The 14,602-nt window shown below is 69.6% G+C and carries 11 protein-coding genes, 1 tRNA gene, 1 rRNA gene and 1 other RNA gene; 11 read left to right on the forward strand and 3 right to left on the reverse strand.

What is annotated here, in order from left to right; all coding sequences use genetic code 11:
- Both rrf and MKK52_RS19875 read left to right on the forward strand, forming a co-directional pair.
- Nucleotides 1-105, forward strand: a 5S ribosomal RNA gene (rrf, locus tag MKK52_RS19870); the annotation flags it as partial.
- 64 nt (nt 106-169) lie between these two features.
- A tRNA-Ala gene (locus MKK52_RS19875) sits at nt 170-245 on the forward strand.
- A 50-nt stretch (nt 246-295) separates the two neighbouring features.
- On the opposite strand, the gene MKK52_RS19880 is transcribed toward MKK52_RS19875, so the two are convergent.
- Entirely contained in the window at nt 296-526 is a 231-nt protein-coding gene (locus tag MKK52_RS19880; protein WP_243957058.1) for a hypothetical protein, read from the reverse strand.
- Between the two features lie 721 nt (nt 527-1,247).
- The gene (locus tag MKK52_RS19885) at nt 1,248-1,967 is read right to left on the reverse strand and encodes a sugar transferase (protein ID WP_243956736.1); all 720 of its coding nucleotides are present in this window, start codon (nt 1,965-1,967) and stop codon (nt 1,248-1,250) included.
- Nucleotides 1,968-2,729: 762 nt separating this feature from the next.
- Here MKK52_RS19885 and MKK52_RS19890 point away from each other — a divergent pair.
- The 9 genes from MKK52_RS19890 to murD all read left to right on the forward strand — a co-directional run bounded on the left by MKK52_RS19890 (nt 2,730) and on the right by murD (nt 12,892).
- Nucleotides 2,730-3,170 carry a VOC family protein gene (locus tag MKK52_RS19890; RefSeq protein WP_243956738.1) on the forward strand — a complete coding sequence of 147 codons (441 nt, stop codon included), beginning with the start codon at nt 2,730-2,732 and terminating at the stop codon, nt 3,168-3,170.
- Nucleotides 3,171-3,222: 52 nt separating this feature from the next.
- Nucleotides 3,223-3,615, forward strand: an RNA gene (gene rnpB / locus MKK52_RS19895) — RNase P RNA component class A.
- A 376-nt stretch (nt 3,616-3,991) separates the two neighbouring features.
- Nucleotides 3,992-5,047, forward strand: coding sequence for a 16S rRNA (cytosine(1402)-N(4))-methyltransferase RsmH (rsmH, locus tag MKK52_RS19900; RefSeq protein WP_243956740.1), 1,056 nt, complete (start codon nt 3,992-3,994; stop codon nt 5,045-5,047).
- Nucleotides 5,044-5,454, forward strand: a complete 411-nt coding sequence (locus MKK52_RS19905; protein WP_243956742.1) for a hypothetical protein — start codon at nt 5,044-5,046, stop codon at nt 5,452-5,454. Before rsmH ends, MKK52_RS19905 begins: the two co-directional genes overlap by 4 nt.
- A 157-nt stretch (nt 5,455-5,611) precedes the next feature.
- A complete protein-coding gene (locus tag MKK52_RS19910) occupies nt 5,612-7,375 on the forward strand; it encodes a peptidoglycan D,D-transpeptidase FtsI family protein (RefSeq protein ID WP_409564704.1) in 1,764 nt (587 codons plus the stop codon).
- The gene (locus tag MKK52_RS19915) at nt 7,372-8,832 is read left to right on the forward strand and encodes a UDP-N-acetylmuramoyl-L-alanyl-D-glutamate--2,6-diaminopimelate ligase (protein ID WP_243956744.1); all 1,461 of its coding nucleotides are present in this window, start codon (nt 7,372-7,374) and stop codon (nt 8,830-8,832) included. The genes MKK52_RS19910 and MKK52_RS19915 overlap by 4 nt, the downstream gene beginning before the upstream one ends.
- A gap of 2 nt (nt 8,833-8,834) precedes the next feature.
- Complete coding sequence (locus tag MKK52_RS19920) at nt 8,835-10,283, forward strand: UDP-N-acetylmuramoylalanyl-D-glutamyl-2,6-diaminopimelate--D-alanyl-D-alanine ligase (RefSeq protein WP_409564703.1); 1,449 nt, start codon at nt 8,835-8,837, stop codon at nt 10,281-10,283.
- Between the two features lie 46 nt (nt 10,284-10,329).
- On the forward strand, nt 10,330-11,415 hold the full coding sequence (mraY, locus tag MKK52_RS19925; protein ID WP_243956746.1) for a phospho-N-acetylmuramoyl-pentapeptide-transferase: 1,086 nt from the start codon (nt 10,330-10,332) through the stop codon (nt 11,413-11,415).
- A gap of 115 nt (nt 11,416-11,530) precedes the next feature.
- Nucleotides 11,531-12,892, forward strand: coding sequence for a UDP-N-acetylmuramoyl-L-alanine--D-glutamate ligase (gene murD / locus MKK52_RS19930; protein ID WP_243956748.1), 1,362 nt, complete (start codon nt 11,531-11,533; stop codon nt 12,890-12,892).
- Here murD and MKK52_RS19935 read toward each other — a convergent pair.
- A complete protein-coding gene (locus tag MKK52_RS19935) occupies nt 12,889-14,364 on the reverse strand; it encodes a PAS domain S-box protein (protein ID WP_243956750.1) in 1,476 nt (491 codons plus the stop codon). The two genes, murD and MKK52_RS19935, sit on opposite strands and share 4 nt — an antisense overlap.
- Nucleotides 14,365-14,602 lie beyond the last annotated feature (238 nt).

The following is a 14,602-nucleotide window of genomic DNA, read 5'->3' on the forward strand; positions in this document are numbered from 1 at the left end:
GAGCGGCGTGCCCAGAACCCGATCCCATCTCGAACTCGGCCGTTAAACACGCCAGCGCCCATGGTACTGTGCCTCAAGGCACGGGAGAGTCGGTCGCCGCCAGACCCGCACAACGCAAAGACAACACACCATTCCCTCTCAAACGACTTCGCCCTCTGGCGAATGGGTTGGGGCCTTAGCTCAGCTGGGAGAGCGCTTCCATGGCATGGAAGAGGTCATCGGTTCGATCCCGTTAGGCTCCACCAATCCCGTACGTTTCTAATCGTCTTCCGCCTCGATCGGCTTCGAGCCGATGTCAGGTTTCTCCTGGCATCGGCCGCATCAGCATGCCGAGAAGGAAGGCCAGTTCGCCGCAGACAAGCAGGGCCGCACCGCGCCGGAGGCCCGCGCCGAAGCCGAGCTGATAGACGTAGTAGCCGTAGAGCAATTCCACCGCGACGACCGGCACGAGGGCACAGAGCATCCAGACGCCACCGAACCGGCCGAGTGCCAGTCCGAGGAGCGTGTTGAGCATCAGCCCCTTCATAGTGTCCACGATCCTCGCATCATCTCAACGGCGCGCCAAAGCCGCCGAAGACTAGATCGCTTCCGCGGGATGGCGAGAGATATCCGTTAGATGATGGCCCGAAGAAGGGAAAGCGGACTTACGGGACTCTTTGGTCCGTCACGGGCTTGTTACGCCACTTGAGCAGCTTCCCGACGGCGACGCCGAGCGGCACGGAGAGCACGAGCCAGTTTCGGAGGAAGCGCAGAACTTTCAGCATGGTCGTCTCTCGGGTACACTCGTTGTTGTGCCACCCTGACGGGTCGCGGCATGTCCGAAGGGCGAACAATCGGGTATCGGCGGTGTTCCTCGATCACGAACAAAGAGCCGTTCCGCCGCGGTGGGAGCCCCCCTCCCGCAAGGAGGAGGCGAAGCGGAAGGAGAACGCGGCCATCGCGCTCATCCTGCTCATTTCGGTCTTTGGGCTACTTTCTCCCGTCGCTGGCGGGACTTTGATCGGAATGGTCCTTGCCCTTCTGAAACAGTAAGGGCAGCATCACCTGCGAGGAAACGTCAAGCTTTCGGCCCTAGGGTAACGAGAGCGATATCGCAGGGGCTACAACCATGCATTGGACCGCCGTTCTCTTAGCGGCTTACGCAGCGTGCTTTCTGGAAATCTGGCGGCTGTGCGACGAGGCCCCCATCGCGCCGGAGGATCACCCCGGCGGTCTGTGAGTCTGTATCAGCGCGCCTCGGCCGCCGGTCAGCGGCTGCCGCGCTGGGCGAAGACGGCGGGAACCGTCCGAACCAGGATGATCAGGTCGCGCTTGAGGCTCCAATGCGCGGCGTAGTCGAGATCGAGGGCGACACGCTCCTCGTAGGTCGTGTCTGAACGACCGGAGACCTGCCACAGGCCCGTCACGCCGGGCGGCACCGAGAAGCAGGGGGTGAAGGCGGCGCCGTAATGCGCGACCTCAGCCTGCACGATCGGCCGGGGGCCGACGAGGCTCATGTCCCCGCGCAGGACGTTCACAAGCTGCGGCAACTCATCGAGCGAGGTCTTGCGCAGTACCCGACCCAGGGCGGTCACGCGCGGATCGTCGGTCAGCTTGTGCGTGGCGGCCCATTCGACCCGCGCCGCGGGATTGGTCGCCAGATGGGCGGCGAGCGCCGCCTCGGCATCCACCACCATGGTCCGGAACTTCAGGCAGCCGAACGGGCGCCCGTTGCGGCCCAGGCGCGTGTGCCGGAAGATCGGCGACTTGCCATCCCCCATCCAGACCGTCGCAGCGACCAGCGCCAGGAGCGGCAGAAGGAGGAGGAGGGCGCTTCCCGCAACCGCCACGTCGATGCTGCGCTTGACGGCCATGCCGAGCCGACGTTCGAGCCCCCGTAAGGTCAGCGCGTTCAGGATGGGCTCGAAGCCGGGCTGCGATGTCAGCGCAGGCCTGAAGACTGTCGTCTGTCCCTTCGGACGCGGCATCGGTGCAGATCCTCTCGCGGGGGGAAGGTGGTTAAACCTTTCTTAATGGGGGCTGCATAACAAATGGGCGCGGCATTCACAAGCTTACGGAATGCCGCCCGACAAGTTACGGCGAGTCCATACTTGCGGCTTGAAAACATACGTTCCGGCCATGACCAAGCTATCGCGTATCAAGACGAGAACTATAAGAGAAGATCGCCACGCCGCTCGGAAGGTGTTTCGACCCTGCAGTCCTCAGTGAAAGCGCCGTCATGCTCATCCTATTCGTGATCGGAACCCTCGTAGGTGGCGTGATCGGCTTTCAAATTGGAGTTGTATATAACTGGACAGCGGCGGCCGTCGGCGCGCAACTCGGCGCATCCGCCGGAGTCGCCCTTGTCGCGGCCGTCTTGGCGGGTCGGTAGCGAATACGCATCCACGTTTCAGATCGAGTTTGGTTAACGCAAACGGACATCCCAACTCAGTGTCTGTGGCGGCTTCGTGTCATCGAAATTGGCATCGATCCCGAAAAAGACTTGATATCTCCAACATTGGAGTCGATCCGGGCGGTCGGGATCTCGTGCCGACTCGATCCGGATCAAATCTAGCCTTGTCCAACGAGCGCAATGATCCAGCGAGCCCGAGCCCGGCCGCCGGATGCGGTTCCGGCCCGGCGCGGCCCGAAGGCGCCCCCCCCTCATAGACCTGCCCGCGTGACCGCCTAAGTAGGGGCTCGACCGACCCGTGCCGTGATGCCGGGTCTTGCGGACAGAGGATCGTCTCATGGAATACCTGCACACGATGGTGCGCGTCGCCGATCTCGACCGGGCGCTGGCCTTCTATGTCGGCACGTTCGGCCTTCAGGAGGTCCGCCGGATCGACAACGAGAAGGGCCGGTTCACCCTCGTGTTCCTGGCTGCCCCCGGAGACGTCGAGAAGGCGCGGGAGAGCAAGTCCCCCCTCGTGGAGCTGACCTACAACTGGGACCCCGAGACCTATTCCGGCGGGCGCAACTTCGGGCACCTCGCCTATCAGGTCGATGACATCTACGCCTTCTGCACGAAGCTGAAGGAGGCCGGCGTCACCATCAACCGGCCGCCGCGCGACGGGCGCATGGCCTTCGTGAAGTCGCCGGACGGCATCTCCATCGAGATCCTGCAGAAGGGCGACGCCAAGGAGCCGCAGGAGCCGTGGACCTCCTTGGAGAACACCGGCACCTGGTGAGCCCCGCGAGCCCTTGACCGCAGGGGCGGCGAAGGCCCATGTCGCCCCCGGATCAGCCGGCCGGGCAGCCGCTCCGGGTTCGCCCGGGGAGGAAAGTCCGGGCTCCATGGAGAGACGGTGCCGGATAACGTCCGGCGGGGGCGACCCCAGGGACAGTGCCACAGAGAGCAGACCGCCCCGGATCCGTCCGGGGTCAGGGTGAAAGGGTGCGGTAAGAGCGCACCGCGGACGCGGCAACGCGGACGGCACGGCAAACCCCACCGGGAGCAAAACCGAATAGGGGCGGCGCGTCCCCCGCGAGGGGGGCAGGCCCGCTCTCCAGGCCAGTCGCCCGGGTTGGTTGCTCGAGGCGGTCGGCAACGACCGTCCCAGAGGAATGGCTGCCACGTCGGTAGGCGCGAGCCTCCCGGCCCTACAGAACCCGGCTTACAGGCCGGCTGATCCGCTCGATTCCGAAAAGCCGAACATCGTCAGCGCGTTGGCCGAATCCCGGCCCGCGCGGCGACGCGGGAAACTGCCGAAAAACACACCATCGGTTAACCTTGCCCGGTTCTAGATCGGGGGAGTGGCGCACGCGCCCGGCGCGCGTTGACGACCTTCCGAGGCCCATGATACCCGGCACCCTCCCGTCAGCGGCGATTATCGGCTCGCCGGGCGTTACCTGCGGACCCGCAGGGCTCGTCCGTTCGCGGGTGCTCGCGCCCAGTGCCTCCGTCGCCGCTCCCGTCACGCGAGCCGCCTCCGCGCGGTCCGGACCAGGGCGAGATAAGAGTGCACGCACGTCTTCCTGCTTCCCCGCCCGCCGGCCCGTCGATCCCGGGATGGCGCGCATGAGGGCCCAGCCGATTCGCACCGCCGCCCCGGCGTCCGGTGCCCCCCACGTCCCCGTGCTCCTCGATGAGGTGATCGCGGCCCTGAACCCGGCGGGCGAGGGGGTGATCATCGATGGCACCTTCGGCGCGGGGGGCTACACGCGAGCCTTGCTCGCCGCCGACCCGACGCTGCGTGTCCTCGCCATCGACCGCGACCCGCGTGCCATCGCGGGCGGTCAGGCCCTCGTGGCGGAGGCCAAGGGCCGGCTCGCCCTGGTGCCGGGCCGCTTCGGCGACCTCGACAGCCTCGCCGCCACGGCGGGGGAGGGAACGGTGCAGGGCGTGGTGCTCGATATCGGTGTCTCGTCGATGCAGCTCGACACGCCGGAGCGCGGCTTCTCCTTCCGCCACGACGGTCCCCTCGACATGCGCATGGGCGCCGAAGGGCCGAGCGCGGCGGACATCGTCAACGAGGCCGACGAGACCGAACTCGCCGACATCATCTACCATTACGGCGAGGAGCGCCGGTCGCGGGCGGTGGCGCGGGCGATCCACGAGGCGCGGCGGCGCGGGCGGATCGAGACCACGGCGCAACTCGCGGAGATCGTGGCGGGCGTGGTGCGGGTCGAGCCCGGCAGCCACATCCACCCGGCGACGCGGACCTTCCAGGGCCTGCGCATCGCGGTGAACGACGAACTCGGCGAACTCGTCCGGGCGCTGCACGCGGCCGAGCGGGTGCTGGCGCCGGGCGGGCGGCTCGCGGTGGTCACGTTCCATTCGCTGGAAGACCGGATCGTCAAGCAGTTCTTCGCCGCGCGGAGCGGCCGGGCGGCCCAGGGCTCCCGGCACCTGCCGAGCCAGGGCGCCCCGGAGCCGCGCAGCCTGAGCCTCGTCACCAAGGGCCCCGTCCTGCCGGGCGATGCGGAACTGGCGCGCAACCCGCGCGCCCGCTCGGCGAAGCTACGCGCCGTCGCGCGCACCGACGCCCCCGTGCCGCCGCCGCTCAGCGCCATCGAGACCCTGGCGAGCCTGCCCGAACACCGCCGCGGAGGCGCGCGCCGATGATCCGCCTTCTCAACCTGCTGGCGATTGCCGGGCTCGTCGCCTCGGCGGTCTATGCCTACTCGATCAAGTACGACACGCTCTATCAGGCGGGTCAGGTCTCCAAGGTCCAGACCGCCCTGCACAAGGAGCGGCAGGCCATCGCCGTCCTGCGGGCGGAGTGGCAGTTGCTGACCCGGCCGGACCGCCTCCAGGCGGCGGTGGAGAAGCACCTCGCCCTGGAGCCGATCGGCATCAGCCATCTCGGCCGGATCGCGGACCTTCCCGCCCGGCCCGAGCGCGGCGACGAGATCGGCCGGCTTCTCGCGGCGACGGCGACCCCCAAGGAGAAGGGCACGCCGGAGCCGCGCACGACGGGTGCGATCAGCCGCACCGTGACGACGACCCGTACCCCGACCGCCGCGAGGTAGTTTCGTGTCCGACGCGCAGGATCATTCGGAGCGCCGGGAGCCGGTCTTCGGCACGCCGGAGGAGCAGGCGGCCGCGGCCGCCGCGGCGGCGGCCCAGCCGGCGCCGCAGGTGGCGGAGCAGGATGCCGCCCGCCTGATGCAGGCGGTGGAGGAGGTCATGGCCCCGCGCGACCCGCGCCGGGTGCGCATGCGCCGCCTCGTCCGCAGCATGTTCCGCCTCGCCATCGAGCGCTCGCATGTCCGCGTGGCGCTGGTCGGGCTCGTCTTCCTCGGCGTGTTCGGGGCGATCTCCGTGCGCCTCCTCACCATGGCGATCTTCGGCGAGCCGCCCAGCCAGGAGCACCGGGCCGCCGCCACCTCCTCGACCGCCTTCCGCCCCGACATCGTCGACCGCAACGGCGAGATCCTGGCCACCGACATCCGCACGGTGTCGGTCTTCGCCGAGCCCGGCAACATCTACGACAAGGACGAGGCGGTCGAACTGCTCACCGCCGTCCTGCCCTCGCTCAACGCCTCGGAGCTGCGCGCCAAGCTCGCCTCCCGCAAGGACCGCAAGGGCGCGGGCTTCGTGTGGGTGAAGCGCGAGCTCACGCCCAAGCAGCAGGCCGAGGTGCATCGCCTCGGCATCCCCGGCATCGGCTTCCTGCCGGACCACAAGCGCGTCTACCCGAACGGCACCGCCGCCGCCCACATCCTGGGCGCGACGAACCTCGACGGCGTCGGCATCGCCGGCATGGAGAAGTACATCGACTCCACCGGCCTCCAGGCGCTGAACAGCTTCGGCCTCGTCAGCAAGCAGGCGGACCTGAAGCCCATCCAGCTCTCCCTCGACCTGCGCGCCCAGTTCGCCGTGCGCGACGAGCTCGCCAAGGGCATCGAGCACTTCAAGGCCAAGGCCGGCGCGGCGATGATCCTCGACGTGAAGACCGGCGAGGTCATCGCGCTGGTCTCGATGCCCGACTTCGACCCGAACGACCCGAAGGACGCCCTGGCGCCCGACCGGATCAACCGCATGAATGTCGGCGTCTACGAGATGGGCTCGACCTTCAAGGCGATGACGCTGGCCATGGCGCTCGAATCCGGCAAGTACAACGTCAACTCGACGTTCGACACCCGGGGCGGCGTGCTGAACTGGGGCCGGCAGAAGATCCACGAGTACCACGGCACCAACCGCATCATCACGATGCCGGAGGTGTTCACGCACTCGTCGAACATCGGCTCGGCCAAGATGGCGCTCGGCGTCGGCGTGCCCGGCCACAAGGCCTTCCTCAAGAGGATGGGCCTCACCGACCGGCTGCGCACCGAACTTCCCGAGAGCGCGGCGCCGATCGTCCCCTCGCGGTGGAGCGAGATCAACACCATCACCATCGCCTTCGGCCACGGCATCGCGGTGGCGCCCCTCCAGGCGGCGATGGCGGTGGGCGCCATCGTCAACGGCGGCAAGCTCATCACCCCGACATTCCTGAAGTCCGACCCGGATTCGGTGAAGGCGCGCTCGACGCCCGTGCTCTCGGCCCAGACCTCCGAGGCGATGCGCTACATCATGCGCCTCAACGCCAACGAGGGTTCGGCCAAGAAGGCGTCGGTGCCGCTCTACTTCGTCGGCGGCAAGACCGGCACGGCCGAGAAGGTGATCGGCGGACGCTACAACAAGAACCGCCTGTTCACGACCTTCATGGCGGCCTCGCCGATGAACGATCCGAAGTACCTGTTCGTCACCATCATGGACGAGCCGCAGGGCCTGCCGGAATCCGGCGGCTACGCCACCGCCGCCTGGAACTCCGGCGTCGTCACCGGCAAAATCATCGAGCGCGTCGCGCCGATCCTCGGCCTGCCGCCGCAATTCGAGGCGCCGGTGCGGCCCTTCCCGCAGATGGTCAAGTTGAACGCCTACCACGTCAACCAGTTGGGCGGCCCGTGACCCGCCTCGGCGACCTCTTCCCGGACGCCACCGGGCCCGAAGCGGACCGGCCCGTCGCCGGGCTGACCGCCGACAGCCGGCGCGTCGTGCCGGGCGGTGTGTTCGTCGCGGTGCCGGGCACCAAGGCTGACGGGCGTCTCTTCGCGGCCAAGGCGGCGGAAGCCGGGGCGCTGGCCGTCGCGGGGGAGGGCGAGCGCCCCGCCGACCTGCCCGGGGCGACCGCCTGGATCGCCGTCCCCGAGGCCCGCCGGGCGTTGGCGCTCGCCGCCGCCCGCCTCGCCGGGCGCCAGCCGGAGACGGTGCTCGCCGTCACCGGCACCGCCGGCAAGAGTTCGGTGGCCGATTTCGTCCGCCAGATCTTTTCGCGCATGGGCCGCGAGTCGGCGAGCCTCGGCACGGTCGGTATCGTCACCAACCGGGGGGCGCAATACGGCTCCCTCACCACCCCCGATCCCGTCACCCTGCACGAGACCCTGGCCCGCCTCGCGGACGAGGGCATCACCGAACTCGCCATGGAGGCCTCGTCCCACGGGATCGAGCAGCGCCGCCTCGACGGCGTGCGCCTCACGGCGGCGGGCTTCACCAATCTCGGCCGCGACCATCTCGACTACCACGCGAGCATCGAAGACTATCTCGCGGCCAAGATGCGGCTTTTCACCGATCTGCTCCCCGCCGGGTGTCCGGCGGTCGTGAATGCGGACGGAGCCTTTTCCGATAGGGTGATCGCGACGGCAAACGCCGCCGGGCGGCCGGTCTTCACCACCGGACGGGCAGGGCGCGACATCCGCCTCGCCGCCGCGCGGACGGAGGGTTTCGCCCAGGCCCTCACGGTCGAGGCCGGGGGCCGCTCGCGCGAATTGCGGCTGCCCCTGGTGGGCGGCTTCCAGGTCGAGAACGCCCTGGTCGCGGCGGGGCTCGCCCTGGCGGCGCCGGCCGGCGCGGCCGACCCGGACGGGGTCTTCGCCGCCCTCGACCACCTGACCGGCGTGCCGGGCCGCATGGAGCGGATCGGCGAAGCGCGGGGCGGGCTCTGCCTCGTGGATTACGCCCACAAGCCGGAGGCGCTGGAACAGGTGCTCACCGCCCTACGCCCCTTCGCCTCGGGCCGGCTCGTGGTGGTGTTCGGCTGCGGCGGCGACCGCGACCGGGGCAAGCGCCCGCTCATGGGCGCCATCGCCGCCCGCCTCGCGGACCACGTGATCGTCACCGACGACAATCCCCGCACCGAGGAGCCGACGGCGATTCGCCGGGCGATCCTCGACGCGGCCCCCGGCGCGGAGGAGATCGGCGACCGCGAGGAGGCGATCCGCAGCGCGGTCGGCCGTCTCGGCAAGGGCGATGTGCTGGTCGTGGCCGGCAAGGGTCACGAAACCGGCCAGATCGTGGGAGATCGGGTGCTCCCGTTCTCGGACCACGAGGTCCTGCGCGCCGCGATCGCCACGCTTGTGGGGGGCTGACCTTGACCGCACTCTGGACCCCGGACGCCCTCGAAGCCGCCACGGGCGGCCGCTGGATCGGCGAGCGCCGGCCCGTGTCGGGCGCCTCCATCGACACCCGCACCCTGCAGCCCGGCGACCTGTTCTTCGCCATCCGGGGCGAGGCCCGGGACGGGCATGATTTCGTCGCCCAGGCGCTCGGCAAGGGTGCCGGCGCCGCCGTGGTCGCCGAGGGCCGCGCGGCCGAGTTCGAGGGCCCGGTCCTCGCCGTGGCGGGGGAGGGCGCCGACCCGGTTCTCACCGCCATGGAGCGGATCGGCCGCGCCGCCCGCGCCCGCAGCGAGGCGCAGGTCGTCGCCGTCACCGGCTCGGTGGGCAAGACCGGCACCAAGGAGGCCCTGCGCCACGTCCTCTCGGGGCAGGGGGCGACGCACGCCTCGGCGGCCTCCTACAACAACCATTGGGGCGTGCCCCTGACCCTGGCGCGGATGCCGGAGGAGGCGCAGTTCGGCGTCTTCGAGATCGGCATGAACCACGCCCACGAGATCCTGCCGCTGACCGGCATGGTCCGGCCGCAGGTGGCGCTCGTCGTCGCCGTCGAGCCGGTGCATGCCGAGCACTTCCCCTCGGTCTCGGCCATCGCCGACGCCAAGGGCGAGATCTTCGCCGGGCTGGAGCCCGGCGGCGTGGCGGTGATCAACCGCGACAACCCCCATTACGAGCGCCTCGCCGCCCATGCCATGGCCTCGCGGGCCGGGCGGATCGTCAGCTTCGGCGAGCATCCGCAGGCCGATGTCCGCGCCAACCGGATCGTGCTCCGCCCCGACCTGTCGGTGGTCGTTGCCAACGTGATGGGGCAGCCCGTCACCTACAAGCTCGGCACGGCGGGCCGCCATACGGCGCTCAATTCGCTCGGCGTGATGGCGGTGATCCATTCGCTCGGCGCCGACCTCGCCGCCGCCGCCCTGTCGCTCGCGGCCCTCGCACCGCCCACCGGCCGGGGCGAGCGCACGGCACTGGAAATGGCGAACGGCACCGCGTGGCTCATCGACGAGAGCTACAACGCCAACCCCGCCGCCGTCCGTGCGGCGCTGGCGACCCTCAGCGGCATCGAGACCGGCCCGCGCGGCCGGCGCATCGCCGTGCTCGGCGACATGCTGGAACTCGGGCCGACCAGCCCCGACCTGCATCGCGGCCTCGCCGCCTCCGTCGAGGCAGCGGGTGTCGACCTCGTCTTCGCGGCCGGGCCGCTCACCCGCAACCTCTACGAGGCCCTGCCGGTGAGCCGGCGCGGCGCGGTGGCCGAGACCGCCGCCGACCTGATCGAGCCCCTGACCCGGACCCTGCGCCCCGGCGACGCCGTGATGGTCAAGGGCTCCAACGGCAGCCGCATGGGCCGGATTGTCGAGGCGCTCAAAGGCCGTTACGCCGCGCCGCACACGCGCCGCGACTCGGTCGTCGCCCTTCCCTGAGCGGCCCCGCCGCCTCCCCGCCTGAACAGAGGGGCCCCGCGCCCGGATGCTTTACCTCCTCTCGGACCTGAGCAGCACCTTCACGCCGCTCAACGTCTTCCGCTACATCACCTTCCGCGCCGGCGGCGCGGTGTTCACCGCCGGCCTGTTCGTGTTCTGGTTCGGGCCGTGGATCATTTCCCTGCTGCGCCTGCGCCAGGGCAAGGGCCAGCCGATCCGCGAGGACGGGCCGCAGACCCACCTGCTCACCAAGCGCGGCACGCCGACCATGGGCGGGCTAATGATCCTCGCCGGGTTCATCGTGGCGGTGCTGCTCTGGACGAACCCGCGCAACCACTACGTCTGGATCACCCTCACCGTGACCCTCGGCTTCGGGGCGATCGGCTTCTACGACGACTACCTCAAGGTCACGAAGCAGTCGCACAAGGGCTTCTCCGGCAAGTTCCGGCTGGGGCTCGAAGGGCTGATCGCCGTGGCCGCCTGCGTGACGATCGCGGCCTATTCGCCGCTCACGCTGCAGAACCAGCTCGCCTTCCCCGTCCTGAAGGATGCGCTCCTCAACCTCGGCCTGCTCTATCCGATCTTCGGCGCCTTCGTGATCGTCGGCTCGGGCAACGCGGTGAACATGACCGACGGGCTCGACGGCCTCGCCATCGTGCCGGTGATGATCGCCTGCGCCACGTTCGGCGTGATCGCCTACCTCGTCGGCAACTCCTTCACCGCGAGCTACCTGCAGGTGAACTACGTCCGCGACACGGGCGAACTCGCCGTGGTCTGCGGCGCGGTGGTCGGGGCGGGCCTCGGCTTCCTATGGTTCAACGCGCCGCCCGCGCAGATCTTCATGGGCGACACCGGCTCGCTGGCGCTCGGCGGCCTGCTCGGCACCATCGCGGTCGCCACCAAGCACGAGATCGTGCTGGCGGTGGTCGGCGGCCTGTTCGTGCTGGAGATGATGTCGGTCATCATCCAGGTCGCCTCGTTCAAGCTCACGGGCAAGCGCGTCTTCCGCATGGCGCCGATCCACCACCATTTCGAGCAGAAGGGCTGGAAGGAGCCGCAGGTCGTGATCCGCTTCTGGATCATCGCCGTGATCCTGGCCATGGCGGGCCTCGCCACGCTCAAGCTGCGCTGAGGGCATTTCCGCCGCAGGCGTGGTACAAGTCCTTCGAGACACGGCCTTTCCCGGCCTGACACCGGGGAACGGGGAACGGCCGTGTCGTGCCGGTCTTCCTCGTTACGAGTCTCGCATGACCCCCGTCACCACTTTCGCGGGCCGAAGAGTCGCCCTGTTCGGCCTCGGCGGCTCGGGGCTCGCCACGGCCCGCGCGCTCATCGCGGGCGGAGCCGAGATCCTGGCCTGGGACGACGGCGCGGAGGGCGTCGCCAAGGCGCAAGGGGAGGGGATCCCCACCGCCGACCTGCGCGAGCAGGATTGGTCGGGCTTCGCCGCCCTGGTCCTCGCGCCGGGCGTGCCCCTCACCCATCCCGAGCCCCATTGGAGCGTGCGGCTCGCGCAGGGAGCCGGCGTCGAGATCGTCGGCGACATCGAATTGTTCTGCCGCGAGCGCCGGGCCCTCGCCCCGGGCGCGCCCTTCGTGGCGATCACCGGCACCAACGGCAAGTCGACCACCACGGCGCTCATCGCCCACGTCCTGCGCCACGCGGGCCGCGACGTGCAGATGGGCGGCAACATCGGCACGGCGATCCTCTCCCTCGCCCCGCCGGACGCCGCCCGCGTCCACGTGATCGAGATGTCCTCGTTCCAGATCGACCTGACGCCCTCCCTCGATCCGAGCGTCGGCGTGCTGATGAACATCACCCCCGATCATCTCGACCGCCACGGCACGATGGAGCAATACGCCGCCATCAAGGAGCGGCTGATCCGGGGCGCGGACCTCGCCGTCGTCGGCATCGACGACGCGCCGAGCCGGGCGATCGCCGACCGGCGGGGCGAGCGGCTGGTGCGGGTCCATGTCGGGGCCGGCGCGGCGCAGGGCGACGGGCTCTGCGTCGCCGAGGGCCATGTCCGCGACGCCTCGGGCGAGGATCTGGCCGACGTGAACGGCATCGGCTCCCTGCGCGGCGCCCATAACTGGCAGAACGCGGCGGTGGCCGTCGCCGTCGCCCAGGCGCTCGGCGTCGCGCCGGAACAGATCCGCGCCGGCCTCGCCTCCTTCCCCGGCTTGCCCCACCGGATGGAGGAAGTCGGCCGCCGGGGGCACGTCCTGTTCGTGAACGACTCGAAGGCGACCAACGCGGATTCGACCGAGAAGGCGCTCACCGCCTTCCGCGACATCCACTGGATCCTCGGCGGAAAGGCCAAGGACGGGGGCATCTTCCCCCTGGTCCCGTATTTCGAGCGGGTGGCCCATGCCTACCTGATCGGCGCCGCCTCCGACGCCTTCGCGGCGACGCTGGAAGGCGCCGTGCCCTACACCCGCTGCGGCACCCTCGACGTGGCCGTGGAGAAGGCGGCGGAGAACGCCGCCGCCTCCGGCGCGCCGGAGCCGGTGGTGCTGCTCTCCCCGGCCTGCGCCTCCTACGACCAGTTCCGCAACTTCGAGATCCGGGGCGACCGGTTCCGGGAGCTGGTCCGGGCGCTGCCCTAGCGGGCCAGCACCCGCGCCGCCTCGCGGGTGGTGCCGACCGCCTGCCGGACCTGGGCCACGGCGGCGCCGATGGCGCCGATATTGCCGGTGATGTCGGTGACGGCGCCGGCGGCGCTCTGCATGTTCTCGGCGAGGTCGCGGGTCACGGCGCTCTGCTCCTCGATGGCGGCGGCGGTCGCCACCACGGTCTCGCGCATGATCGAGACCGATGCGCCGATCGAGCCGAGGGCTCCGACCACCTCCTGCGAGACCCGCTGCACGCTGGCAATCTCGCTGTTGATCTGCCCCGTGGCGCGGGCCGCCTGATCGGCCAGGGCCTTCACCTCGGAGGCGACCACCGCGAAGCCGCGCCCGGCCTCGCCCGCGCGGGCGGCCTCGATGGTCGCGTTCAGCGCCAGGAGGTTGATCTGGCCCGCGATGTTCTGGATCAGGCCGACGATGCCGGACATCGCGGTCGCCGTGTCGGCGAGGCGCTTGGTGTGGGCGTCGGCATCCTGGACGCAGGCATAGGCGGTGTCGGTAGCCCCCTGCGAGCGCACGATGCTCTGGGACATCTCCGCCACGGAAGCCGCCAGCTCCTCGGCCGCCGCCGCCACGGTCTGGACGTTGCCGGAGGTCGAATCGGCTGCCGCCGAGGCGAGGGTGGCGGCCTTGGTCGAATGCGTGACCGCCTGCTCGATCTCGCCGAAATTCCGGTCGATCAGCGTGCGCAGGTCGGCCAGCAGGCGGACCTGATCCGTGATGTCGGTGGCGAACTTCACCACCTTGTAGGGCTTGCCGTTGGCATCGAGGATCGGGTTGTAGGACGCCTGGATCCAGACCTCCCGCCCGCCCTTGCCGATGCGGCGGAACTGCGCCGCCTGATAGGTCCCGTTGCGCAGGGCCGTCCAGAACGCCCGGTAGGTCTCGCTCTCCCGGTACCCCGGCTCGACGAACAGGCTGTGATGCCGCCCGACGACCTCGTCGCGCGTGTAGCCCATCGCCGTCAGGAAGTTGTCGTTCGCGTCGAGCACGGCCCCGTCGAGGTCGAAGGTGATGACGGCCTGGACCTTGTCGATCGCGGCGATCTGGCCGGCGCGGTCGGCCTCCTCGGTGCGCTGCTGGGTGATGTCGGTGGCGAACTTCACCACCTTGTAGGGCTTGCCGCCGGAATCGAGGATCGGGTTGTAGGACGCCTGGATCCAGATCGGGCGGCCGCCGCGCCCGACCCGCCGGAACTGCCCGGACTCGAACGTGCCCGCGCGCAGGCGCTCCCAGAACGCCCGGTAGGCGTCCGAGTCCCGCTCGGCCGGGTCCATGAACAGGCTGTGATGCTGGCCGACGATCTCCGGCAGCGTGTAGCCGACGGCATCGAGGAAGTTCGTGTTCGCCGTGAGGATCCGCCCCGTGAGATCGAACTCGATGATCCCTTGAACGCGGTCGAGCGCCGAGAGCTTGGCACGGGACTCTCGGGTGTTCAGGCTGGCGAACATGACGGATCGACTCACGCTCTACGGGTCGGACACCGGGCGTCCGAGGTCACTGGAAAGTATTACACCTTTAAGTTGCATTCCCCGGCTTAACATGGAGTATATCGGTCGCGTGCGTCCTTCGACGACGCGAAGCAAATGCCCGTGTCCGAAGAGCTCGGCGCGCTGAGCACGAAAGACCATAAGCCTCCGTTTACCATTCCTGCACAGGATCCGGCCCGACCCGCGCGGATCGGATTCC

The organism is Methylobacterium sp. J-067, from assembly GCF_022829465.1.
GTDB classification, from domain to species: domain Bacteria; phylum Pseudomonadota; class Alphaproteobacteria; order Rhizobiales; family Beijerinckiaceae; genus Methylobacterium; species Methylobacterium litchii.

What these genes read in the sequence shown, in the direction of transcription:
- murD (WP_243956748.1), top strand. Translation starts at nt 11,531, where the DNA reads ATGACCCCCGTCACCACTTTCGCGGGCCGAAGAGTCGCCCTGTTCGGC.
- rsmH (WP_243956740.1), top strand. Translation starts at nt 3,992, where the DNA reads ATGGCGCGCATGAGGGCCCAGCCGATTCGCACCGCCGCCCCGGCGTCC.
- MKK52_RS19935 (WP_243956750.1), bottom strand. Translation starts at nt 14,364, where the DNA reads ATGTTCGCCAGCCTGAACACCCGAGAGTCCCGTGCCAAGCTCTCGGCG.
- MKK52_RS19905 (WP_243956742.1), top strand. Translation starts at nt 5,044, where the DNA reads ATGATCCGCCTTCTCAACCTGCTGGCGATTGCCGGGCTCGTCGCCTCG.
- MKK52_RS19910 (WP_409564704.1), top strand. Translation starts at nt 5,612, where the DNA reads ATGGCCCCGCGCGACCCGCGCCGGGTGCGCATGCGCCGCCTCGTCCGC.
- mraY (WP_243956746.1), top strand. Translation starts at nt 10,330, where the DNA reads ATGCTTTACCTCCTCTCGGACCTGAGCAGCACCTTCACGCCGCTCAAC.
- MKK52_RS19880 (WP_243957058.1), bottom strand. Translation starts at nt 526, where the DNA reads ATGAAGGGGCTGATGCTCAACACGCTCCTCGGACTGGCACTCGGCCGG.
- MKK52_RS19890 (WP_243956738.1), top strand. Translation starts at nt 2,730, where the DNA reads ATGGAATACCTGCACACGATGGTGCGCGTCGCCGATCTCGACCGGGCG.
- MKK52_RS19885 (WP_243956736.1), bottom strand. Translation starts at nt 1,967, where the DNA reads ATGCCGCGTCCGAAGGGACAGACGACAGTCTTCAGGCCTGCGCTGACA.